The organism is Ignavibacteria bacterium (assembly GCA_017303675.1).
In the GTDB taxonomy this organism is placed as follows: Bacteria; Bacteroidota; Ignavibacteria; order Tepidaquicellales; family OLB5; genus OLB5.
On record JAFLBX010000002.1, the window covers coordinates 903,518 to 927,366 of the forward strand.

Annotated in this window: 19 protein-coding genes; 4 read left to right on the forward strand and 15 right to left on the reverse strand. The window is 36.8% G+C overall.

Annotated elements, in window-relative coordinates; all coding sequences use genetic code 11:
- Window positions 1-64: 64 nt before the first annotated feature.
- Window positions 65-1,513, forward strand: a complete 1,449-nt coding sequence (locus J0M37_13525) for a hypothetical protein (GenBank protein ID MBN8586105.1) — start codon at window positions 65-67, stop codon at window positions 1,511-1,513.
- A 23-nt stretch (window positions 1,514-1,536) separates the two neighbouring features.
- Here J0M37_13525 and J0M37_13530 read toward each other — a convergent pair whose 3' ends face one another.
- Window positions 1,537-1,911 (reverse strand): hypothetical protein, encoded by a 375-nt coding sequence (locus J0M37_13530; protein ID MBN8586106.1) that lies wholly within the window; start codon window positions 1,909-1,911, stop codon window positions 1,537-1,539.
- A gap of 555 nt (window positions 1,912-2,466) precedes the next feature.
- Between J0M37_13530 and J0M37_13535 the strand changes: the two genes are divergently transcribed.
- Window positions 2,467-4,131, forward strand: coding sequence for a T9SS type A sorting domain-containing protein (locus tag J0M37_13535; protein MBN8586107.1), 1,665 nt, complete (start codon window positions 2,467-2,469; stop codon window positions 4,129-4,131).
- 36 nt (window positions 4,132-4,167) lie between these two features.
- Complete coding sequence (locus tag J0M37_13540; GenBank protein MBN8586108.1) at window positions 4,168-5,520, forward strand: tetratricopeptide repeat protein; 1,353 nt, start codon at window positions 4,168-4,170, stop codon at window positions 5,518-5,520.
- 108 nt (window positions 5,521-5,628) lie between these two features.
- Here J0M37_13540 and J0M37_13545 read toward each other — a convergent pair whose 3' ends face one another.
- The 3 genes from J0M37_13545 to J0M37_13555 form a co-directional block, all read right to left on the reverse strand.
- Entirely contained in the window at window positions 5,629-5,907 is a 279-nt protein-coding gene (locus J0M37_13545) for a hypothetical protein (GenBank protein MBN8586109.1), read from the reverse strand.
- Window positions 5,908-5,923: 16 nt separating this feature from the next.
- Window positions 5,924-6,916 carry a T9SS type A sorting domain-containing protein gene (locus J0M37_13550; protein MBN8586110.1) on the reverse strand — a complete coding sequence of 331 codons (993 nt, stop codon included), beginning with the start codon at window positions 6,914-6,916 and terminating at the stop codon, window positions 5,924-5,926.
- 614 nt (window positions 6,917-7,530) lie between these two features.
- On the reverse strand, window positions 7,531-9,177 hold the full coding sequence (locus tag J0M37_13555; GenBank protein MBN8586111.1) for an endonuclease: 1,647 nt from the start codon (window positions 9,175-9,177) through the stop codon (window positions 7,531-7,533).
- Between the two features lie 141 nt (window positions 9,178-9,318).
- On the opposite strand from J0M37_13555, the gene ispE reads away from it, so the two are divergent.
- Window positions 9,319-10,185: a 4-(cytidine 5'-diphospho)-2-C-methyl-D-erythritol kinase gene (gene ispE, locus J0M37_13560; protein ID MBN8586112.1), complete on the forward strand. Its 867-nt coding sequence runs from the start codon at window positions 9,319-9,321 to the stop codon at window positions 10,183-10,185.
- 263 nt (window positions 10,186-10,448) lie between these two features.
- Here ispE and J0M37_13565 read toward each other — a convergent pair whose 3' ends face one another.
- The 11 genes from J0M37_13565 to J0M37_13615 form a co-directional block, all read right to left on the reverse strand.
- On the reverse strand, window positions 10,449-11,438 hold the full coding sequence (locus tag J0M37_13565) for a hypothetical protein (protein MBN8586113.1): 990 nt from the start codon (window positions 11,436-11,438) through the stop codon (window positions 10,449-10,451).
- A 4-nt stretch (window positions 11,439-11,442) separates the two neighbouring features.
- Complete coding sequence (truA, locus tag J0M37_13570; GenBank protein MBN8586114.1) at window positions 11,443-12,219, reverse strand: tRNA pseudouridine(38-40) synthase TruA; 777 nt, start codon at window positions 12,217-12,219, stop codon at window positions 11,443-11,445.
- Between the two features lie 2 nt (window positions 12,220-12,221).
- The gene (locus tag J0M37_13575; GenBank protein MBN8586115.1) at window positions 12,222-13,028 is read right to left on the reverse strand and encodes a hypothetical protein; all 807 of its coding nucleotides are present in this window, start codon (window positions 13,026-13,028) and stop codon (window positions 12,222-12,224) included.
- 67 nt (window positions 13,029-13,095) lie between these two features.
- Window positions 13,096-14,943, reverse strand: coding sequence for a protein-disulfide reductase DsbD (dsbD, locus tag J0M37_13580; GenBank protein ID MBN8586116.1), 1,848 nt, complete (start codon window positions 14,941-14,943; stop codon window positions 13,096-13,098).
- Between the two features lie 110 nt (window positions 14,944-15,053).
- Window positions 15,054-15,488, reverse strand: a complete 435-nt coding sequence (locus tag J0M37_13585) for a hypothetical protein (GenBank protein MBN8586117.1) — start codon at window positions 15,486-15,488, stop codon at window positions 15,054-15,056.
- On the reverse strand, window positions 15,489-16,343 hold the full coding sequence (locus J0M37_13590) for a hypothetical protein (GenBank protein MBN8586118.1): 855 nt from the start codon (window positions 16,341-16,343) through the stop codon (window positions 15,489-15,491).
- A gap of 54 nt (window positions 16,344-16,397) precedes the next feature.
- On the reverse strand, window positions 16,398-16,862 hold the full coding sequence (tnpA, locus tag J0M37_13595; protein ID MBN8586119.1) for an IS200/IS605 family transposase: 465 nt from the start codon (window positions 16,860-16,862) through the stop codon (window positions 16,398-16,400).
- Between the two features lie 586 nt (window positions 16,863-17,448).
- Entirely contained in the window at window positions 17,449-19,158 is a 1,710-nt protein-coding gene (locus J0M37_13600) for a hypothetical protein (GenBank protein MBN8586120.1), read from the reverse strand.
- Window positions 19,159-19,817: 659 nt separating this feature from the next.
- A complete protein-coding gene (gene pyk, locus J0M37_13605; GenBank protein ID MBN8586121.1) occupies window positions 19,818-21,281 on the reverse strand; it encodes a pyruvate kinase in 1,464 nt (487 codons plus the stop codon).
- Complete coding sequence (locus tag J0M37_13610; GenBank protein ID MBN8586122.1) at window positions 21,259-21,987, reverse strand: hypothetical protein; 729 nt, start codon at window positions 21,985-21,987, stop codon at window positions 21,259-21,261. The genes pyk and J0M37_13610 overlap by 23 nt, the downstream gene beginning before the upstream one ends.
- A 27-nt stretch (window positions 21,988-22,014) precedes the next feature.
- Window positions 22,015-23,436 (reverse strand): hypothetical protein, encoded by a 1,422-nt coding sequence (locus tag J0M37_13615; protein ID MBN8586123.1) that lies wholly within the window; start codon window positions 23,434-23,436, stop codon window positions 22,015-22,017.
- Window positions 23,437-23,849: the final 413 nt, after the last annotated feature.

Below are 23,849 nucleotides of genomic sequence, written 5' to 3' on the forward strand. Positions count from 1 at the left end.
TACTTATATAATAAATTCCATAATACTACATATATTATTGTAACCAGAATTTTACAGGGATTTTATGAAAAAACTGCGTATTTTTGACCTTCTTTCCTCAATTCAGCCAATAGAATTAAAAAGATTTGAGCGTTATATTAAATCAGACTCAGTTTATGCGAGCCGTGATTATTTTCCTTTGGTTGATCATTTATTACGATTTTACCCTGAATTCAGCAGCAAAGAGCTTTCACTTGAATCAATGTACAGCTCGCTGTACCCGGGTAAAAAATTCAACAACAGGGTGATAATTTCCCGGCTATCAGAGCTGAACAGGATGGTTGAAAACTTCATGTTAAGCATGAAACTGAACAAAGACCAGAATTTACGAGGCCGTTTGGTAGCAGAAGTAATGATGGAAAGAAAGATATACACTGTTTTTGATAATTCATTAGACAGAATGCTTCATGAAGAAGAGAATTTAAATAAAATAAGCGAAAGGCAGCTGTATGAGCTTGATAAGCTGTTAATGTTAAAAGGCCAGTGTTTGATCGAACGGGAAAAATTCATTGAAGTTCACAAGCTGCTTGAGAAAAACATTGAGATATTCCTTATTTATATAATAACCAGGCTGCTGACAATGTACTGCGCAATAAAAAATATTGAAAACTTTCAAATTGCAGGAACTTCGATTTTGCAGCTTGAAAAATATATGAGCAATATCAACATTGAAAATCTTGTAAAATCACTCAGCCATAACAAACTTTCAGCGTATATGAAAGTCATGGTGCAGATAAGCAGGCTTTATGAAAACAAAACGAATGATGAGCTTTATTTTAAGGCTAAAAAGGATTTCCTAGAGAATATAGGGATATTTGAGCAGATATCTAAGTTCACTGTATTCAGCTTATTGTATTCATATACTATTACCCAGATAAATATAAGGCGAACAGAATTTAATATCGAATTATATGATCTTTTGAAGCTGATAATCAGGCATAATGCTTATATGAAATCAGGTAATGAATACATGCCTTCAATGCTTTTCAGGGAATTTATACTTACTGCCCTGAAACAGAACGATATCGCAGGAGCTGAAAAATTCATTAAAGAATACACAGATATCCTTGCACCTGAAAATAAGGAAACCATGTTGAATTTTTCGAAAGGTAAGATCAATATGCATCAGAAGAATTTTCTGAATACCCTGGGATTTTACGATAAATGTCCCAAAAATATTCAGATATTGAATCTTGATATGAAAATTGACAAGCTTGTATGCCTTTTTGAGCTGGGCTATTTTGATAAATGCAGGAATGAGATCTCAAGAAACAAATTGATAATTAAAAACAACAAAACAATAACTGAATACCAGCGGGAATCGTTCAAAACATATATCGATATAATGGAAAGGCTTATGGATCTGAAATTTAAACCGGATATTAAGACTAAACTAAAATTGATAAAAGATACAGAAAAGAAAAAAATCCTTCATTATAAAGACTGGATATTAAAACAGGCGAGAAAAATATGAGCAGTGAAAAGTGAAAAACTATATTATAATATTTTTTCCAGCTCTTCCTGTGAAAGGCGTGATAATTTATTATTTTTTTCAGTATCTACTTTGTAAAAGTGTTCAAACTTGATATTTTCGATGTAAATATGAAAGTAATAAGTGTAATCTTTTAATTTATAATTGTAGTTCTTTACAACAAATGAGATAATATCATCAATATCCTTTATACTTTCGAACCAGTTACCTTTAATTTCCCTGGTTATGAATAATATTTTACTTTTTTTTGATGTTATAACGGGAGTAAGAAATAATGATTCCCGGATATCATCTTTGGTTTTAATATATTGAATTTTATTAAGGTATCTATCGAATGAACAGCCTTTTTTTTCGAGGAGATTTCTTAAGATCGATTCCATATAAACAGTAGTTGTAATAAAATTAACTTCCGATCAATTTAAATTTGCCTTTAATTGTAAAAATATCAATAAATAAGGATTATCCAAAGATATACAAATGTATTGTAACCAGCAGCAAACAGCTAATTTCTCTAACTTATTCAATTTTCAAAGTATATTCAACAATAATTATAATTAATGTAACCAATTAAATTTTATATAACTTGAGAAGGTTTTCGTATATGGTAACATCAGAAAATTTGATGATTTATATTTGATCAGTATGCAATTAATCATACCTCATCATCAATTCCCGAAAAACATACCGTGAAATAGCTATAATCTAACCGATTTTACTACTACAACCCTAGACTAATAACCGAGCTATTTCGTAACTGCATTACAAATAAAAACGATAAAAATTCTTAGTATTCTACAATTCTTCTACCGTGAATGCAGTAAATAACCCATTGTAACGTGCACCGTGACCTAAAAAACAGCTTTAAAAGGCTAATTTTGTCATAGAAGAAATAAACAGATCTAAAAAAACCAATTTAATTAACTATTAACAAAACAATGAAAAAGCTACTATTTACTGCATTATTGCTTTGTACATTCAGTTTAACATACTCACAGTGGGTTTCTAATTACGGGAATTACGCAGGAGATGTTAATTTTACCAATGCCAAGGGCAATGCTGTAACATGCGATGCTTCAGGAAACAGCTATGTTACGGGATATTCCTACGAAGGGGCATCACAAAACGATATTATAACTATTAAATACAACCAAAATGGCGATACGGCCTGGGTAAGAGGTTATAATGGAACAGCAAATCTAAATGATGAAGGTAACGGTATCTGCGTTGATAATGCAGGAAACGTTTACGTAGTAGGTTTTGCTCAGTTTACCGGCAAATCTGAAGATGTAGTAATCATTAAATATTCCTCAAACGGAACATTTCAGTGGGCACAAACTTATTCAGGAGCTGATACACCCACAATAGATAAAGGCCTTGGAATAGCAGTTGATGTTTCCGGCTTTATTTATATAACAGGCTACTCAACACAACTTGACGGTTATACCGATATTCTTGTAAGAAAATACAACGCAGCTGGTACACCTTTATGGACAGCAAGCGAGGACGGAATAAGGAACCTGAATGCACAGGGTCTGGGTATTGCTGTTGGAAACAGCGGAAATGTTTATGTAACCGGATTTGTTTCTGAATCAGGCTCGAATAACACTGATATAGCAGTTTTAAAATACAACAGCAGCGGTGTCCTCCAGTGGTTAAATACCGTGAACGGGACCGGGAATTCAGAAGATAAAGCCTGGGGTATTGTTGTTGATGTTGATGATAATGTTTTCATTACAGGATATATCACTGAAGCAGCCAATACCACCAATACATATACAGCTAAGTACAACACTTTAGGCTCAATAGTATGGTCTAAAACATACAACGGTTCAGGCAATCAAAATGACAAAGCCTGGGGAATAGTAGTAGATACAGACGGCTCAACATACATTACAGGTGAAACAACTTCTTCTAATGGAGGCGTGAACTACCTGACATTAAAATACAGCAGCACCGGCGTTCAGACCTGGGCATCAGAATACAACGGCACAGGCGGCGGCGAAGATGTTGCAGGCTCAATCGGTATTCTGTTAAACAATACAAACACAAAAAGTGTTGTTGTAACCGGTAAAAGCTGGGGTACAACTAATACATTTGACTACGCAACAGTCAGATATAACGTAGATAACGGGGTTCAGTCCCAGGTTAACAGGTATACTTTCACAGGTACTTCAACAGATATTGCAAAAGATATAGCAATTACACCGACTAAAAAAGTAGTAATTACAGGTTTCAGTGAACTGATAGTTGAAGCCGGGATCTCATCAACATATATTTCAACTATGTCAGTAGAGTTCGGCGATAACAGCGAGCTTAACCTTGAAAATACCAATCCGGGTAGCTTCAGTCTTCACCAGAACTATCCTAATCCGTTCAATCCTTCGACAAGCATTAGATTTGATCTTGCGGAAGCAACATTCGTTAAGCTTGCAGTTTATGATATGCTTGGAAGGGAAATTAACGTTTTAGTAAACCAGAACTTAACAGCAGGAACACATAATATATCATTTAACGCAGCATATTTATCATCAGGTATATATTTCTATAAGCTCGAAGCAGGAAGCTTCAGAGACATCAAAAAAATGACTTTAGTAAAATAACCTACTTCAATAAAACTATTTTCTAATACACAAAAAATGAAATCTACAGAAAATATAAAAACAATCAACAGAAATAGCTTTGAAGAGGTTGATTTACTTAACAGTAAAGCAGATGAAGCAAGAAAAGACAACAACAACCTCTCGCTATCACTCAGCAAAGAAGCTATAAGCATGGCACAGCTCTTAGGTTATTCCAAAGGACTTGCCAAAGCTTATCTGAATGCAGGTATCTCATGCAGATTGTCTTCAAATTTTGAGGCTGCTATAGAATATTACCAGGAAGCTTTAAGCTTATACAGAAAGCTTAAAGATAAAAGAGGTGAAACAAGAACATTAAATGCACTCGCAAACGTATACTATTCATTAAGCGATTTCACAAAAGCAATTGAATACTACGATGAAAGCATTTTCGTTCTTCAGTCAATAGGCGACCTGAATTTTGAAGCAACAGTACTGACAAACAGAGGACTTTCATACCAGCAGAACGGCGATCTAAAAGCCGCTTTAAACAACTACCTCGAAAGCTTAAGTATATATAAAAGCAGTGAAACTGAAATTCACTACGCTTTATACAATAACCTGGGAATAGTTTACCTGGAAACAGGAAGCTACCATGAATCTTTAATGTACTTCACAGAAGCATTGAAGAAAACCCAGGAAAAGAAATCAATTATTGATGAAAGCTTTACTTTAGCCAACATCGGCAGAACATACATTTACATGGAAGATTTTGCAAACGCTATTACATATTTAAGCGAAGCAATGCTTCTTATGAAAAAGTACGGTAACCGCCAGGCAGAAACCCAGGTTTATGCAAACTTAGGAAAAGCTTATTCAAAAATGAGATGCTTCCCTGAAGCAATAAAATATTACAACCGCGCTTTAAAGTATTACAGGGAAATAGGCGATAAAAGCTCTGTTGACCATACTTTATGCGAGCTTGGCGAATTATATTTTGAGCTTAATGACTACAAAGCAAGTATCCAGTATTTCAAAGACGGGCTTGAAGTATCAGAAAAGATCAACGATATAATGAATATTTTAAGAATTAATACAGGGCTTGCAAGATTATATCTTAAATTCAAAGATACCGAAAAAGCTGTAACATATTTACACATTGCTGAAAAGCTTGCAAAAACAGCAAAGTCTTACAAAGACTTAAGCAAGATCTGCAAGATATACAGTGAGAACTACAGCATTGAAGGTAACTATAAGGAATCAAAGATATTCCTTGATAAGCACTACAAATATCTTGAAAAATTAAATAATATGGCAGAAGCAAACAAAGTTCAGGCTTTAATGCTGGGACATATTAAAAATCACGATAATGACTCACAGCCTGCTTTCTATTACAATCTTCAAAAAGATCAAATATTAAGCATAGCATAATCGGCTTAAACAACCAATCCCCCTGAAAAGGCAGCTTGAAAAAGCTGCCTTTCGTTTTTATACCATGTTTGATAATTGTTATAAGAGCTTAGCTGATACTTAATTGGTTTATTTTGAAACAGAATCCTTAAAATTACTATCCTGTTTTTTACTGCAGTTCATACATATAATTCTTTCATTCTCACGTGCTTTTTTCCTGGTAACTTCAAGCACATCTTCTTTACATTGTTTCAATGAACCGCAATCCCTGAGTGTGTGGTATGTTTTAGCGGAATTTGAAGTGCAAACATACACAATATCACTATCACCCGGAGCCGGCGGTTCATCTTTTGAACATCCGTTTAGAATAAAACCAAATAATATTAGAATGACTGTTACTTTCAGCATAAAACCTGTTAATAATTTATTTTAACAAAATCATTTTTTTAGTTTCTTTAAAGCTTCCAGATTCAAGAACATAGAAATAGATCCCGCTGGATAAACCTGCAGCATTCCAGCTGGCATTATAGCTACCCGGGCTCATTTGCTGAGCTACAAGCTGGCTGACTTCACTACCGTTAATATCATAAACAGAAAGTAATACAAAACTGCTTTTGGGGATGCTGAATTTTATGTTTGTTGAAGGATTAAAAGGATTCGGGTAGTTCTGCTCGAGTAAAAACACATCAGGCAGTTGATTGCCTTCATTAATAATACCAATTGGTGTACCGTTAGATGTATGAAGAATTACAGGACTTAATTGTGCATCAAAATTACCCCCTGCCAGATACCAGGAGCTGTTATTTAATAATTCAGAAGTAAAAAATCCCAGACCTGTATCATTGAATGTACCTGCCTGCCAGCTTGAACCGTAATTAGAGCTTTTGGATGAATAGTCTATACTTTCGAAACCCGGCAGATATCTTGAACCGCATACAAAAGCAGTTCCTGTACCTTTTAAAAAATTTACATCCTGAAGTTCTATATCCTGAAGAGTTGTGATCAAGCTCCAGCTTAAACCTGAGTTTGTTGTTTTATAAATATTGCTTGCCGGGTAGTTTATCAGGCCTGTTAAACCGGATATTACAATACCGGTATTTTGATCAGTAAAACAAATATTGCGATACTGCATATGCTGACTGGAAACCTGTCTTTGCCAGCTTGAACCTGAATTAGTAGTTTTCAGAATAACACCGCGGGCAGAATCGTTTACTTTATCATAACCAACTGCAAACCCTGTACTGCTGTTTATAAATTCAATATCACTCAAGTGATTTATTATTTCAGGCATTGGCAGCGTAAACCAGTTAACTCCCCCATTGGTCGTTTTTATTACACCGTCATTAACGCCCCCTGAAAAATCATATGATACTATCGCATAACCGGTAGTTTCATTGATGAAGTCCATTCCAAGCATATAATAAACGTTAACAGGTAAGCTTCCGAAAGTTGCCCAGCTTTGCCCTCCATTGACTGTTTTAAGGAATAGCCCTTTATACCCTGCTCCATTAAAACTTTCAGGGTTGTTAATAACCTGGTAAGTTTTTTTATCATAAATTAAACCGGTATTACTTTGAGAGTTATTTAAAACAGAGGTATTATATGCACCGGCACAAAAACCGGTTGAATTGCCGACAAATTCAATATCAAGCATAACCCTGCATGAATCAGGTACTGTTGAAACAAACCAGTTAGTACCGGAATTTGTTGTATACACTCCCCTGCCTGTAAAATTATTTGAATAAATACCGCCGGCTGCGCCGTTTGTTAATGAAATGAAATCCAGCGAAATGAAATAACTTGCATTATTTGGTACCTGCTGGTAAACCCATTGAGATGGAATAAGCTGGGTAAGAGATAAAGCGGCTAGAAGCAATAAAAATAGATTCTTCATAATGAACTCCTGAAGGTTTTAGTTTATTAAGATTTACATTAACAATATACAAAAAGAAGAATCTATTTAATATACTTTAAGTTAATATCCAGTATCCTTCACAAGAAAGTACACAACGTTTAAGATACCATAGATTGTTATTTCACCAATATCATTCTTCGGGTTTCAGTAAATGAACCGGATGTTAACCTGTAAAAATAGACTCCGCTTGTAAGCGAAGAAGCATCGAAATCAGCAATAAAGCTGCCTGCAGGCAGATTTTGCGAAACCAGCGTTCTAACAGCCTTTCCGTTAATATCATAAACATCAATCTTTACAAATCCGCTTTTAGGAATGCTGAACTTAATATTCGTTACAGGATTGAACGGGTTGGGATAATTTTGGTACATGCTGAAGCTGCGTGGTATTTCACCTGCAACAGGCGTTATACCGTTTACAATTCCGCTTACACCGTTCAGTGTAATATTCAGAGTACTATCGCTGTTATTTATCGTGAGCACACCTGTATAAAAAGTATTAGCCGAAGTTGGAGTAAATTTAACTTTTGCATAACCGAACTGGTTGGCACTTATTGTTGCGGGAAAGCTTTCAACCGTAAAAACTGGATTGTTTGAAGTAACAGAGCTGACACTTAAATTAGTATTGCCGTAATTACAAATGGATACAAAATAACTTACAGTATCCCCCGGATTAGACAGCGTATCAAAGTTTACGGTATACGGCGCTGCAGAGATCTTTGCTTTAGGAGCTGTGTTTTGAGTAGTGTAAAATGCAGCTATCCTTTCAACAAATTCCGGGTGGTCAACAAACGGATTGCGGTTATTCTGGTAGGTTTTTATCCTGTCATTTCTTGTTCTTTCCCTTGCATTAACCGTATCCATAGCATGGAACTGCCTTAAAGCAGTTTCCTGAACCAGGGCAAGGTAATTTTCGTGATTCTGGTAACGGGTTATGAAATAAAACACTGCCCGCGCTGTATTTCCCTTCTGAACATCTCTTGGTTCAAAAACAATATTATTATTTACATCCCTGCCAAGCTTTGAACCGCCATCCTGGTAAGTGATATTGGATACCACAAAACCGAACGGATATGATGACCTGGCATTGTTTGCCGGTGAATAGGTCGGGAACAGGTGATGAATATCACTTCTCATCGGTTCATTTTCATTGAAAAAGCTCTGCGGCCATGTATGTTCTGTATCAAAATTCTGGTTCTGTGCCTGGGTTCGTGTTGTAGCGTAAATTTTCCTTCCGCTGTAAATACATTCTATAGTATCGCCGCCGTAATCATCTACAGTTTCAAACATCCTGTCCCTGGCTGTATTGTAGCCAAGTGAAATATAACCCGTAGAAGTAAATGTTTTAAGCGCAGATTTAAGCGGTTCATCGCTTAAGCCCTGCGAAAATGCATAGATCACATCAGGATATTTGGAAGTAGCAATTAATCCATATACCAATGAATAATGCATTCCCCCGTTGGGCACCCGCGCATCCAGAATTAAAAATGAACGGTACGTTAAGTTATGATAAGATGAATATATTACCCATAACGCTGAACTATCATTGGGATTAACATTCAAAGTATTAATACGTGTGAAAAAAAACGGAGATGTGTTTCTTATTGAAGTAACGTTTATAACCTTGTTTGTTGGATTTTTAACGTAGATCAAAGCGCTATCAAGGGTCTTTGTAATTGAAGTATCCAGGTTTACTGTAAAAGGTACAATTTGCGAAAATGATGAAAAGCTCATCAAAACAAGAAGAAGCGGTATAATTTTTTTCATAGGGTGCTAAAATACTTGAAAATTTGCGAATATTCAATTTGATATTTCCTCTTAAATGCCGTTTAGTTACGGCATTTTTGGTTAAGGATTGAACTTAAATTTTAGATTGTAAAGTCTATTTAAATTTGCAATTTTGCTCGAATGAAAAAAAGAAAAACAGCAATTTACAAAATTACAGCACCCGCTAAAATTAATGCAGGGCTCAGAATCCTTTCCAAAAGAAAAGACGGCTATCATAACCTGGAAACGATATTTTACCCGGTAAAGCTTAGTGATGTGTTAACCGTTAAGATAAGGAAAATATCAGAAACTACCGGTAATAATGTGATTTCAGTTGAAACTGATTCAAAGGAAAAAATATCGGGCAAAAATAACATTTGTTATAAAACCGTAGAAATTTTTCTGAGTAATTTTGAAATAAATGGGTCGTACAAAATTGATGTTTATATTAAGAAAAATATTCCAACCGGGGCGGGACTCGGCGGCGGCAGCTCTGATGCTGCCGCACTGCTTAAGATATTACTTAAGCATTTCCGTATAAAAGGAAGTACTTCAGCAATCACCCGTATTGCGCTTGCCGCAGGCAGTGATGTTCCGTTTTTCCTTGTTGGTAAAGCAGCTTACGCTGCAGGAAGGGGTGAAAAGCTTACTCCCCTTTCTCAATTCAGAATCAAAGGAAAAATACTGCTTGTAAACCCCGGAATTCATATTTCAACTCCATGGGCTTTTAAAGCTCTGGCAATTAAAGGTGTTAAAAGAAAATTGCTAGACAGAGTTAAAAAATATTCAATTGATAATTCCGCGCTGATGATAAATGATTTTGAGCGTGTAGTATTCAGCAAATATCCTGAAATTGAAAAGATAAAATATGACATGATATCCTCAGGGGCTGAATATGCGTTAATGAGCGGAAGCGGCTCAACAGTTTACGGCGTGTTTAAAAATGAAGATATAAAGGCTGCTGCAAAATATTTTAAGCTGAAAAAGTATAAAGTATTTGTTTGTTAATCTTGTTTAGGGTATACCTTTTCTTGAATTATTTGAAACTTATAGAGTAATTTCTCATCTAAAGTAGTTACTCATACCGAGCTTGTCGAGGGATGACTTCACCTTTCGAAAGGCTCAGGGTGAGAGTTTATTGAGCTGCATAATAAAAAAGGCTAACTCAATAAATTAACAATTAAATAAATACATGCCGCTCTTGCATTGCTAGCTTACAACGTGTAATAATAATAGACGCCCCAGCGGGGCGTCTTTACATTTTGAGAAAATCAAAAACTTACTGCCACATTGAATGTGGGAAACTGCTGAATCCTGTAGGTGTATGGAGATACCCTGTTCTGCATCCTGAAGCCGGTTTCAAGCTTGATCTTGCTGTTATAGGTTGAAATTACCCATGCGGCATCAGCAGCGCTCAGAATATGATTCACTATTGCAGTTATCGGCCCGATCTTAGCATAATCAAAAAAATCGTTAGCTTTTTGCCTTTCAGAAGCATAGTTTGTAAAAACCGGGTCACGGTAAGTCTGGTAGTTATAAGGACCCGCAGCCTTTGTTGGAATGTGCGTTAAGTTTGTCCATCCGGCCTGGAAGTTCTGATACTTGCCGATCAGCTCATAGTATTGCTGTGAACCGTATTCAGGCATGGTGTGAGAGAAATTAGCGCGCTCGCAAACCATAATCTGCTCACGCAGAATATCACGGTTCGGCTCATCGGGATTAATTCCGCTGGACTCACTGAAACCTTCATTTTTAAGCCATCTTGCGTAAGTTCTTACATCCCAGTACTGGTCAGCATAAGCAATATACTCTTCTTCTTTTTTATTTCCTTTGCTTTCGAAGTACGCAAAAGTTGCCCATGCAAGCACTTCTATCCCGAAAAATATACCTGCTTTAAGATAATTACCGCCGTAGAACTCCCCCGCCCCCGGCAATACTGCAGAAAGCAATACACCAAGACCGACTGATTTTTCTTTTTTCTTAACCTGCAGGTTATCTTCAGCAGCACGGAACTTACTTTCAGCATTATTAAATTTATAGGAATCCGAAAGAAATATTTTTTCTTTACTGAGCTCACTGTTTACACCGGATAGTTTATCTTCTATGATCAGCTTCCGGGTGGAAGAAAGATCAAAAGAATTCTCTTTGCTTCCGGTTAAAGAAAGTTTTTGCTGATACAGCTCCTGAGTGTTAAGCTCCTGAGAAAATAATGAGGTTGTGAAGATCAGCGCTGCAAGCGCTGCGGATAATTTAATTTTCATGGTTTTAATAAGTTACTTTTGATAAAAATAAAGCGTTAGAAGGTACGTACTGTATCTTTATTTCATCTCCCTTTTTGAATTTTTCTGTGAATTCTTCCAGCGGCATCCTGCCTGTTGCTGTTTTTATCATAGCCCCGGTAATTGCCCTTACCATTGAATGCAGGAACCTGTTGGCTGAAATTCTGAACTCTATAACACCGTCTTTTTTCTTTGTTACTGCAGCGGTGTAAATTATGCTTCTGAACCCGTGATCATCGGTTTTATTCTTGCATAAAGCTTTAAATGAGTGGTTGCCTGTAATAATTTTACAGAACTTCCTGGCAATTTTTAAATCCAAGCTGCCTTTGATATTGTAAACTTTTTCACGGTCAATTGCCCTGCTGCTTTCCGTGATACGGTATATATACTCTCTTTTTTTAGCTGAATACCGCGCGCTGAAACCGGCACTTACTTTTTTTACACTCTTTATTACAATATCACCGGGAAGCAATGCGTTAAGTGAATTCTTAAGGCGCTCAGTACCCTTTTTCTGCAGCCTGGATCCATCGATCCTGAAATTTGCGCACTGCGCATATGCGTGAACTCCTGCATCTGTTCTGCCTGCGCCGGTAATTGTTATCTTCTCACCTTTAAAGATTACGGCAAGAGAGTCTTCAATTTTCTGCTGAATGCTTGGCTCATTTTTCTGTCTTTGCCAGCCTGAATAATTTTTACCGTCATATTCAATAAGCAGCTTAAGGTTTACGGTGTTTTTATCAATTAGTTTTGCTGTATGAGGCAAAGCTAAAAATTCTTTGATATACTGAACTTAATACCATCAATTCGGTTAAAGTTCTTAATAACACCTGCGTTCATTCTTAAACCGCCTGAGCTTTTTTTACTGATATCACTGTTGTAACCGTTAGCTGCAAAAACTGCGCTTATACCGCTTACCAGGTGATTTATCAGAACTGCGCCTACAACAAAAAGCCTGTCATTGAGTGTTCTGTCACCGCCAATTTTATCGCCGCGGTATTGCCTGCGCTCTTCATCTGAATTCCACCAGAAGTAATAGCCGTTCTCAGGCAGGTAAAGCTTGTCATATTCACCAAAGCGTAGCTTTTCATTGTTATACTCATCAACATTGCTGTAATTTGCAATATCAATAAAGAACTTATCATCCCTGGCTTTATCACCAACTGTGATACCTGCGTGGGTTGTAGCATAGCTGTAGGCATCATCAAGCAGCCAATTGCCGTAAATTGTAAAAGCTGCGTAAGTAAGCCACAGTGTGGCTTCAGATATCATGAAATATTTACCGGTATTAAAGCGGTCGGCATATACATGCCCCATTCCCGGAACTAAAAGTCCGTAAATGAATGCCAGTCCGGGTGATTTTTTTGATTTCCTGACTGTTGATTTAGTTTCAGTGCCGGTAACGGAATCAATAAAGCTGGAACCTGAATTCTGCTTCATTGGGGCGGCATCGATATGTGACAGGGGTATGATCTTCTTATCACTGCTTTTGAGCCTGAAACCTGGCTCAAAATTATTCTGAGCAAATAATGTTAAAGGCAGCAGCATTAATACGGCAAATTTCAAAAATCTCATTATATATTGTTTAATTTCTTAATTAACAGAACAATTTAAAAAACATTTTGGTTACACGCTCACTTAATTACCTTGCAAGCGCTTTTTCCATAATCTTTATGAACTCATCAGCCTTTAAAAAGCCTGTGACCCTCAGGTCTTCCATTTCTTTTCCGTTCTTATCAATAAAGGCAACAACAGGCAGACCCTGTATTTTGAACTTGCCTTCAATTTCTTTATCGCCTTTTGTCAGATCAACTTTTATGTTATTGAATTTTTTGGAAAGCTCAATAATTTTAGGATCAACATAAGTATATTTATCAAGCTCTTTACATTGAGCGCACCAGTCAGCGTAAAAATCAATAATAGTAGGCTTATCTTTTGACTTTGCAATTGAACCATCTATTAATGACTGGGTTTGCAGCATCTGCCATTCATACTTACCTGTGCCAACAACCTGCTCTTCGCCAAAATGCAGGTTCATAGCGCCCCATATTATTACAGCTATCGCAATAGCGTATTTTATCCTGGTATATGTTGCTGCAGCAACTGCTTTCCTGTCTATCATTATAAGATAAATACCGCTCAGTATCAGGAATATTGGGAATATAATTTCGTAAAGCTCAACAGACATCAGCGGCTGCGCTGTATAAAGTGCGAGTCCGATCATCATGAGCCCGAAAATTATCTTTACGCCTTCCATCCATTCACCTGAGCGCGGCAGCTTTGTGATGGAGCTTGAGAACATTGCAAGGAAAACGTATGGCAAACCAAGGCCAAGTGAAAGCACAAAGAACATTATAAATCCTAAAAAGGGACTTCCAATCTGACCAACATAAACCAGCAGGCTTAGAACTAACGGTCCGATACAGGGAGCAGCTATAAAACCAACTGTAAGACCCATCAAAAAAGTGCCGAAATATCCCTGGCGGTTCTTACCGCTGAAGTTAGCAAGTGACTGCGGAATTTTAATTTCATAAACCCCGAACATACTCAAAGCAAGTGCAAGGAAAATGAGCACCAGAAAACCTATTACAAGCGGTGATTGCAGTAAACTTCCGAATACTCCGCCTGTGAGCGCAGCAACGAGTCCAAGCACTGAATATGTGACCGACATGCCGAGCACATAGAAAAGAGCCATTAAAAGCTTTCCGCCCTTGCTGTTTGATACCTGCGCGCCGAAATAGCTTATTGTTATTGGAATCAGCGGGTAAACGCATGGTGTTAAATTAAGTCCAATGCCGAGCACAAAAATTATCAGCAGAGCAACGAACATTCCGTTCTCTTCAATATATGCTGCTATCTGGTTTTTATTTTCAGTGGATGTAACTAACTGGGTTGTATCTCTTTTATTTTCGGTAAGCTGAGTTTTGGAAGTTGTATCCTGTTTAACAGAATTATCCAGCGTATCGGTTTTTTTAGTTGTATCCTTCGGTGTTTCAGTTTTTGAAGTATCAACTTTTGCAGTATCTTCTTTTATTACCACTGTAACTGTGAACGGCGCATCTTTAGGCGCGAAACAAGCTCTGTCATTACAAGCCTGGTAATTCAGCTTGCCTGAAATATCATATTTGCCCGGCTTGATATCCTTAGGCGCTTTTAAATTCACACCAATAGTAATTGAGCCTTCATAAACATCAAGCTCAGTTTCAGAAAAGCTGAATTTGAATTTATGCGAACCCGGCCATGAGATCTTCCCGACCTTCAGGCTGCCCGCATCTACTTCAATAGTTGTAGGGATTAGATCAGGATCGCTGACCTGGTTTGCATTGATGTGATAGCCGCCCTGAATATCAGCTTTTACATTAACACGAATGTTTTCGCTGGGATAAAAATCCTTTTTCTGAGGGGATGCAGTAACCGTTACGTATTGCTGAGCGTAGCTTAGGGTTGTGAATAATAGTACGAATAAAACAGAACCTACTGTTTTTGCCAATTTTACCTGAATTTTAATTATTTTAATGCTTTAATCGGTAAAATTATTCATAGATTAGGTTAAATTCAATGGAAATTGTTAAATAAATGTAAGTTTAAATTTCGGGATTTTCAAGTGATTTGCTTGAGATTTCCGCCAAAATATTTATTCAGATGAAAAGCCAACAGCCCGGAAATTGTACCGCTTAAAACAGCCCATATAAGATCGTGGATTAAAATTGATGCATTCCATTCCTTAAACGCACCCATGAGCATAAATGTATAAAATCCTGTAACAGATAAATTGTAATACACACCCCACAGCGCAGCTTTAAATGAGAGTGTATCCGGCTTAACAAAGCGGCGGTAAAAATATACAAATCCGTACACAAGAAGAGCATTCGCAAAATTCATGAGCCAGATATTCTGCTCATTAATGGAATAAAATGAATTTACGGAATAATATAATTTATGAAATAAATTATTATGCCAAAAAAACCATAGCGCGGTGTATGGAATGTATGTTAATGTTGCGGTCAGAATGAATTTGAAGTTGAAGAATTTCATTTAATTAATCCTTGTGCAATCTAATTTATAATATAAGCTATACAAAAGTCTCAGGAACCATCTAAATTCATGCGGTTCATAATACCCATTAGATCGGACAAAAATCTTTTGATTATCCTTAAGTTCAATAACAATTGTAGTGGGAGTTGATTCTGAGTTTTCTCCATCAAACATCTTATTATTAATCACATTTAAATTGAGAAAACTGAAATACTTTAATAAAAGATCAAAATTATTTTTCGGAATTTTTGCCATGTAGGTTCCTTTTTCAAAAATACGGCTCTCGTCAGTAAATAATTTCAATGTTCTATTATCAAAAATCTCCATAACGTATGCAGGTCGAATTACCTCGCCTATACCATCATCAATTATCGTAATTTTTCTAAATGCAATAATGGAGTCAAAGTTGTAATACTTTTTAATGAATGATTCAGAATAATTCCCTTTTTTAATTATGAGAGTATCGTTTTTATTTTTTTTGATGATTATTTTAGAAGTATCATTGAACAATATTCTAACGACGAATAAATTACTACCTTCGATATAGTATTTACATTTTCTATTGTTCCAGATAAAATCAGAGTTTTTCCTTAAATCATATTCTTTTGAAGAATACAAAAGATCAAATCTATCTAACCCATGCAAAAACTCCACAGAATCTTTGTCAAAGCATAAACCATCATAAACTCCGTTCAACATTCCCAAATTATTTATAAGATATATACTATCATTCTTCCAGAAGCCTGATTCGGTCTGAACCCAACATCCAATAAGCTTCTCCGTGGTTATTTCATTTTGAGATAGGATATTCAGCGAAATCGCAAATGATAACAGGATGATAATCTTTTTCAACATTGGTTTAAAAAAATTTGGTTTCTTAATGGTCTATAGCTCCGTAGGAGCGATATGTTAATCATCATAAAATTCGAAAATGTATTTTGGATCATATTCCACATTAAATTTTTCCAGCAAGCCAATATATTCTTCTCGAAAAGTCTTCTTTTTGTGATGTTCCTCCTGATTTAGAACATATTTCACAACCCTATCAATGTGCGAATGTGAATAAGAAAAAGCGCCAAATCCATGCTGCCAATTGAATTTTCCTTTTACAAATTTCTTTTCATTTATAAAACCGGATGAAATAGATTTTACATCCCTAACAAGGTCCGAAATCTTCATATCAGGTGTAAAACCAATAAACATGTGGGTATGGTCAGACATACAATTTATTGCCAGCATTTTTTGTTTTTTGCCTTTTACTATCCCGGTGATGTATTTGTGTAATTCCTCTTTGTGTTCTCTTTTGACCAGATTTTGTCTGCCTTTGACTGCAAAAACTATTTGAATGTAGATTTGTGAATATGAATTAGCCATTTTTTTACATATCGCTCCTACGGAGCTCTGATTTTCTTGGGTTTAACTTTCTACAAACATGGCGCTCCTACGGAGCTATTTTACAATTGCTTGTCCCTTCAAATGCTAATTAGGCTATCAAACACGCTGCCTCTTCGGGGCTTCTAATTTTCAAGTGATTTTTTTCTACCTTCTCTCATTACGTTCGATAAGGCAGGCAAACATGACTTTTCTGCAGAGGGTTCTACGATTGCGATTAATTTCAGCTAACAACATTACTCTGCTATGAAGTTTGATTATCAGTATATTTCAAATGGCCAGAATCAACATTATGGCTTAAAGAATTTTCTATTTTGTTTTACTATTTCCCAATAAGAATTTAACTTATTGAAAATAACATATAAAAATAGTGCTGCTAAGACAATAAAATAATAAGGCTGAGAAGTACTAAAATCAAGAATATTTTTTAGATATGCCCAATATATAATACTACCCAGAATAATAATATAAACAAAAAATTTTAGAATAGCTGGTTTGATCCTAGACTCATTAGGTTTTTCTTTAATCCCTGTTTCATGATATAGGTCTTCGAGATTACTCATAGAAATTATTGTATTACCTGGCTAATTAAAGAAACGCTGAAAATGCTAAGCAAAAACCAGCCTATGAATCCTTCGAGAATAGTTAAGTATCGGGGAATTCCTTTAATAGGTATCTGCCCGAAGCCCAGTGTTGAAAACACGTTCAGGCTTAGCGCAACGGAATCAAGCACATGTATAAGAAAAAACCACAGCACTGTAAGCATAAAAACTACACCATACATTACGGTTGCAATTACTTTTTTTGTCTGGCTCATTGATTCCCATTCATCAGGGAAAATATCAATAAGCCTGTAGAATAACTTTGTGGGCTTATTGCGTATGAGCTCGAGGAAATAAAGCGGCTTTCCGAACAGATTAAAATACCAGGGAACCTTCCCTTTGGATTCCGTTACAAAGCTCATGTATTCATCATATGTTGGGGTTTTGCTCTCTTTAGCAATTACTGAGTCCTCAATTTCCAGCAGACTCTTCGGCGATGAAAGATATTTACCGTAAATCTTTAACTGGTCAAACATACTACGTTTGTGGAAAGAAAGTATCGAATACGGGAAGAAGAAATAAATTCCCGCAAAGAAAAGCAGCACATAAAATGCTATCTGTATTGCCTTCAGCGGATTTGTACCGTAGTCACAAAATGTTTTCAGGAAAACATTCATCAGGTAATTGAAGAATACACTCTTATCAACTCCCGATGAATACTGTTTATTAAGATACTTTGTTTCAATATCTTTCCATTCCACATAACATGCATTGGCAGCTATACGGTTACCCTGTGATTTAAACGCATTATAAAAATTGGCATAACAGCTAATCAGGCTCGCGAATCTAACTTCGCTGCCAATGCTATCGGCGTGATTACCGTTATATACCTTGCCGGCTTTGTGATCGAATATCGCAATGCGGTTGCCGGCAACCGTTGACCACTGCACCCTGGTGTTTATAGGGTTTATGTTGAATGCATCCAGCACAAGACTACCGTTATATTCACAGCTGTTAGTGACAAATGCATTGCCCACAGTTGATTCGGAAAGATCTACAGTGCAGTTGAATACATTTCCCGTAAGGCTGAGATTCTTAAAATCAGATTCCGTTAATGATAAAAAGAACTGCGGATTGTTCCTTAAGTTATCCGGCAGGCTGAAGACACACTCGGTTATTTCCACATCAAACCCGTTCTGTTTGTTCGCGAACCTGAAAAGCCTTGGCTCCATATCCAGCGCATCTGTATCACCAAATAATGATGGGTTAACCGATATATAGCAGTGTTTTAATGTCAGTCTGTCTTTAACATCATTTCTGAAGAATTTAAAACCGTGTTCAAGCTTTGAGCTGTCTATATCTATGAAATCGATATTGCTGTTATAAATCCTAAGTGTTTTTTTAAATGTACATTCTTTAAAAATTATCTTAAGCGGTGATGAGTTCGCTATTGCGAAGTAATCGTTAAATGTCACATTTCGCAATACCAGCCAGTAGTCAACATCAAAATCACAGTTAACAAGCCGGATACTTTGGTTTATGAACAGTTCCGGCTCACCTCCGTTAAAACGTTTATCCATCCCCTCTTTATCATCGGGCATTTTATAGCGGATCTTAACATTTTCAAATGTTGTGTACTTCGTACACACAGCCATTTCATTTATGAATTGTGTGAAGGTCACAGTCTGCCCGTCAATATTGCTGTCAGCAAATATATTGAGTGGAAACAGTAACAAAAAAAATGTTATTAGCAGTATTTTATTCAAATTACAAATTATTATTACATTCCCAAACAGGAGTTTGGGAATGAGGAAAAAATTTATTGAACGGGTAAATTTATGGATATTGGGTGATTTATTAAAGGGGAAAGAAAAATAAATGAATTTAGTGGAGCAAAATAATTGTTACTAAAAATACAAATTCTCTAAACGGCTTATAATTATGCTCAACAGTTACTTTTATTAAAAGGAAATCCCTGTTCGGTTTTTCACTGAACAGGGAATAAAGAGGATATAGGAGAAAAAAACGGGGTAAAAATCAGAAGGGATTAATTTTAACTATTGCAAATCGTAAGTGTTTCATATTCTTTCCTTAATTAACTCTGATACAAATATAACATACCGTATTTCGTTTGCATATAGTTCATTAAACCAATTGTATGTAGTTAAAAGTATTACGGTATATAGCATAAAAAACCGCGAAAAACAGCAAAATCCTGAGCGATTAACTGCCGAAACGATAGTGCAGGCAGTAAGCGAAGGATCTCTGAGAATTAAGGCTAAAAAAATTCAGAAAATTAACTTAAGAAACAATTTAAAAGGGGAAAACTTGAATTGATTCCGGAAAAAAAATATTTTAACAAAATGAGACCCTTCACTACGTTCAGGGTTTAATATTAAGCTTTAGCAAAGCGTATCCAGATATCCTTGCCTTTTTCATCAATTGGCGCGCCGGAAGTGAAGATTATTGTAGAGCCTTCATTAACAATTTTCTTATCACGAAGTATTTTTTTAGCAGCTTTAATAGCTGTCTGCTCATCAGGTACATCCTCAAAATAAACCGGGATAATGCCCCAGATGAGCCTGAGTACATTCATAACTTCAAAGCTGTCGCTCATTGCAACAATACGTGTATTAGGCCTGAACTTGCTCATAGCCTTCGCCATTCTGCCCCTGCGGGTAAATGATACCACCGCTTCGGCGTTTAGCTGCACTGCCATTTCTGCCAGCGCTTTGCCAACAGAATCAAACACTGTTTCTTCGACTGTCAGCGGTCGTTCTTTTCTTTCAAACTGGACAAGGTGCATATTGGCTTCGGTTTTAACAAGGATACGCTGCATCATTTCAACGGCTTCTATTGCATACTCACCCACTGATGTCTCACCGCTTAACATCACAACATCTGTGCCGTCCCATACAGCGTTAGCTACATCGCTGGTTTCAGCGCGTGTGGGTACAGCGTTATGTATCATTGATTCCAGCATCTGTGTTGCTGTAATAACCATTTTACCGAGGCGGTTGCATTTACGGATGATACTTTTCTGAATAACGGGTACTTCCTGCGGAGGAAGCTCCACACCGAGATCACCCCTTGCTATCATAATTCCGTCAGCGGCTTCGAGTATCTCATCGAAGTTCTTAACCGCTTCAGGTTTTTCTATCTTTGCTATAATATTCTTATCAAAGCCCTTTTCAACCAGGTATTTCCGGAGTTCGATAATATCACTGGCTTTCCGAACAAAAGAAAGCGCGATGAAATCAACCCTGTGAGAAAGCGCGAAATCAAGATCTTCGAAATCTTTTTCTGAAAGCGATGGCAGACTGAGCTCCATCCCGGGAAGGTTCATCCCTTTCCTTGGTTTCAGAGTACCGCCTTCGAGCACAACGCAGAAAATTGAATCATGGTCAATTGCTATGATAAGCAGCTTTATCAATCCGTCATCTATGTAAATATGGTCGCCGATTTTGGCGTCGTGAGCGAGACCTTTATAAGAGCATGAAAATTTTTCCTTGGTGCCCACTATATCATGCATCGTAATTTCAAGGTGATCGTTTTCTTTTAGCTCATATTCAGGCAGCAGCAGCTCGCCTACACGTATTTTCGGACCCTGGAGGTCGATAAGTATCGCGATAGGCTCACTTGTAGCTACGCATGCATCATTAACATTTTTAAAAACCTGGTCATAATAATCATGGCCGCCGTGTGAAAAGTTAAGCCTGACGCCGTCTATACCTGCGTTAATAAGCTCGATTATCTTTTCTTTGGTATCCGCAGCCGGACCAAGTGTCGCAAGGATCTTAGTGTTTTTGTTCGCTGTTTGTTTGTTTGGATCTGCCTTAAAATTTAACTGTTCTGACAACTTTTATTATCCCGTTTATATCATACAGGCTTACAGGCTTACCTTCGATATAGCCTGCAGCGCTTTTGTGAAAACCGCTATTTGAAAATATCTTCAGGTCTTCACAGTTATTTTTATCTTTTCTTTCCAGCAATTTATCGATTTCAGCAGAATCTTTAAATTCAGTAATTTTTGTATGGAATGTAAAATAATGCAGTTTCCCTTCAAATTTAAGTATCCTGTCATTTTCAAACTCATCAGGTGAAATTTCTGCCATATCTTCATAACCAAGATGCAGGTAAACGCTCATTACTTCCTTTTCAAAACTCAATCCGTCAAGCATTTTCCAGAAGCTGTAGTCTTTCCGAAGCTTCCAAAAATCATATTCATCCCGTTCTTTTGTGAACTTAACAATGGTTTTATGCTCTTCAGTTTTTTCTTTTATCTGTTTAAAATAGAACATTTCTGCCAGTTTGAATAAAAGAGCAGGTACGCCTACACAGATTATTCCCAGGCTGGCAAAGATAAATACCTGTGTTACTATCTGTATGAAATTATCAGGCTGCACCTTTGTAAAATACAGAACATATACCACCAGCCCGAACGCTATACCTATGCCAATAGTTAAATGGTGGGTTAAGATATCAGATATCTTCTTATCCCTGGTTTCACTGTTCTTAAGCTGTGCTTTTGTTAAACCGAATTTCTGAAATGTCGGTACTTTCAAATTATAAACCGCTCTAAAAAATTTAAGTTATTTAACAGTAACCGTATTTGTGTTATCTGCAGGATTCTGTATACATTGTGAATTAGGTACAACATTAAATGCACCAACATTCCATGTAGCAGATGCAGTTTCATAAAAATTGATATCAAGGTATGTTGATGTCTGCTCATTTACTTCCATAAGCGGGTTACCGCCAACCGGTGTTACAGGATTATCCTGCAGGCACCCAGTGCCGTTATTGTAGAGACTGAGCAAATACGCGTCATTGCTGCCAGCTCCGAATGATGCCGTGTTGCCGGTAAGCAGTATTCCGCCATCGGTTGTGTAAGATATTGATGTACCTGCATCATTGGCAGCGCCTCCGAATATCTTAGCGAAGTTAAACTCACCATCTCCATATAATTTAACAAGTGCTATATCCTGCTGGTTCTTCGCCAGCTCCTGCAGGTTTCCAGCCAGCAAAAAGCCGCCATCGGGAGTATTTAACACCTTTTGGAAATTCGAAACTCCCTGGCCATTTCCGCCGAAAGTTCTTGTCCAGTATACAAAACCATCCTGGTTATCAATATTGAAAACCATAGCGTTTTCAAAGGCTAAGCCGAATGAGCTTGTTGAGCCGCAAACAATATATCCGTTTGAAGTGTTCTGCAGGTCTTTAATATTATCAAACCCTGCCCCGCCGTATGTTTTGCTCCATATAAGCACCCCATCGCCGTACAGCTTAAGAATATATGCATCGCCGCCTGTACCGTATGAAAATGTATAGCCACCGATAATATAGCCGCCCTGCGGCGTGGTTTTAATTGAATTTCCGTAATCGTTTTCAGGGCCGCCATATGCGCGTGCCCACATCAGGCCGCCGGATTGATATATCTTTAAAGAGAAAATATCATAATTGCCTATGCTGAATGAATTGGAATATCCTGTTAAAATATATCCGCCGTCACCGGTCTGTATAATGTTGTTTGAATAATCTTCGTTCCACCATCTGTAGAGCTTGCTCCACTCAATGACCCCGGCCTGATTAATTTTCATGGCAAACGGGTCAAAAGTTCCGCTGAATGATGATGTTGTGCCGCTGATAATAAAGCTGCCGTCTGAGGTTTTTTCTATTGAAGTAGCCTGGTCGTTACCTGAGCCGCCGTATAGATTTGACCATACAATGTTGCCTGAACCGTCAAGCTTCATTATGAATATATCATTATCGCCAAAAGCGCCTGAAATTGTATAACCGCATAAGATCACACCGCCGTCACTAGTCTGGCGTGAACCGGTGATAAGATCTGAGAGCTGCGAACCGAATGTTTTTGAGAAAATTTTTGTAGTATCAAGTACCACCGGCGGGTCAATAGGAGTAATTATTTCTTCGCCCTGCTTACAGGCTGAAAAATATATTGCCGAAAATGTAAAAAATATGATTAAGATGCGAAGCTGTAAGTTTCTTAACATAAAAAGATTAAATTATTTTACTTATAGTTTTAAATTAAGCGCAGTATATACTGAAGTATCACTGTAGAAGACCAGTATAAGAACGCTATAAATGAAACAACAAGCGAAAATATGACCAGAATAGTGGATAAAACAAATACCGTGAATGCGGTGTAATAAAAAATCCTGAAGAACCTCTCCATAAATCCTAAAAATTTTGATTAAAATAACCATAATTGCAGGTTATTGCAAGTCTTATTAAACCTTAATGAAACGATTTCGATTGGTTTGACGTTTAATTAACAAAGAAATAACCGTTCTGTAACTATATATTTATTTAAAGTTAAGTGTAATTAAATGGAGCTAAATTATTGGATTACTTGATTTTTAACTTGCTTTTTAATTATATTTGTAACATTAGGAGATGAGGAGAC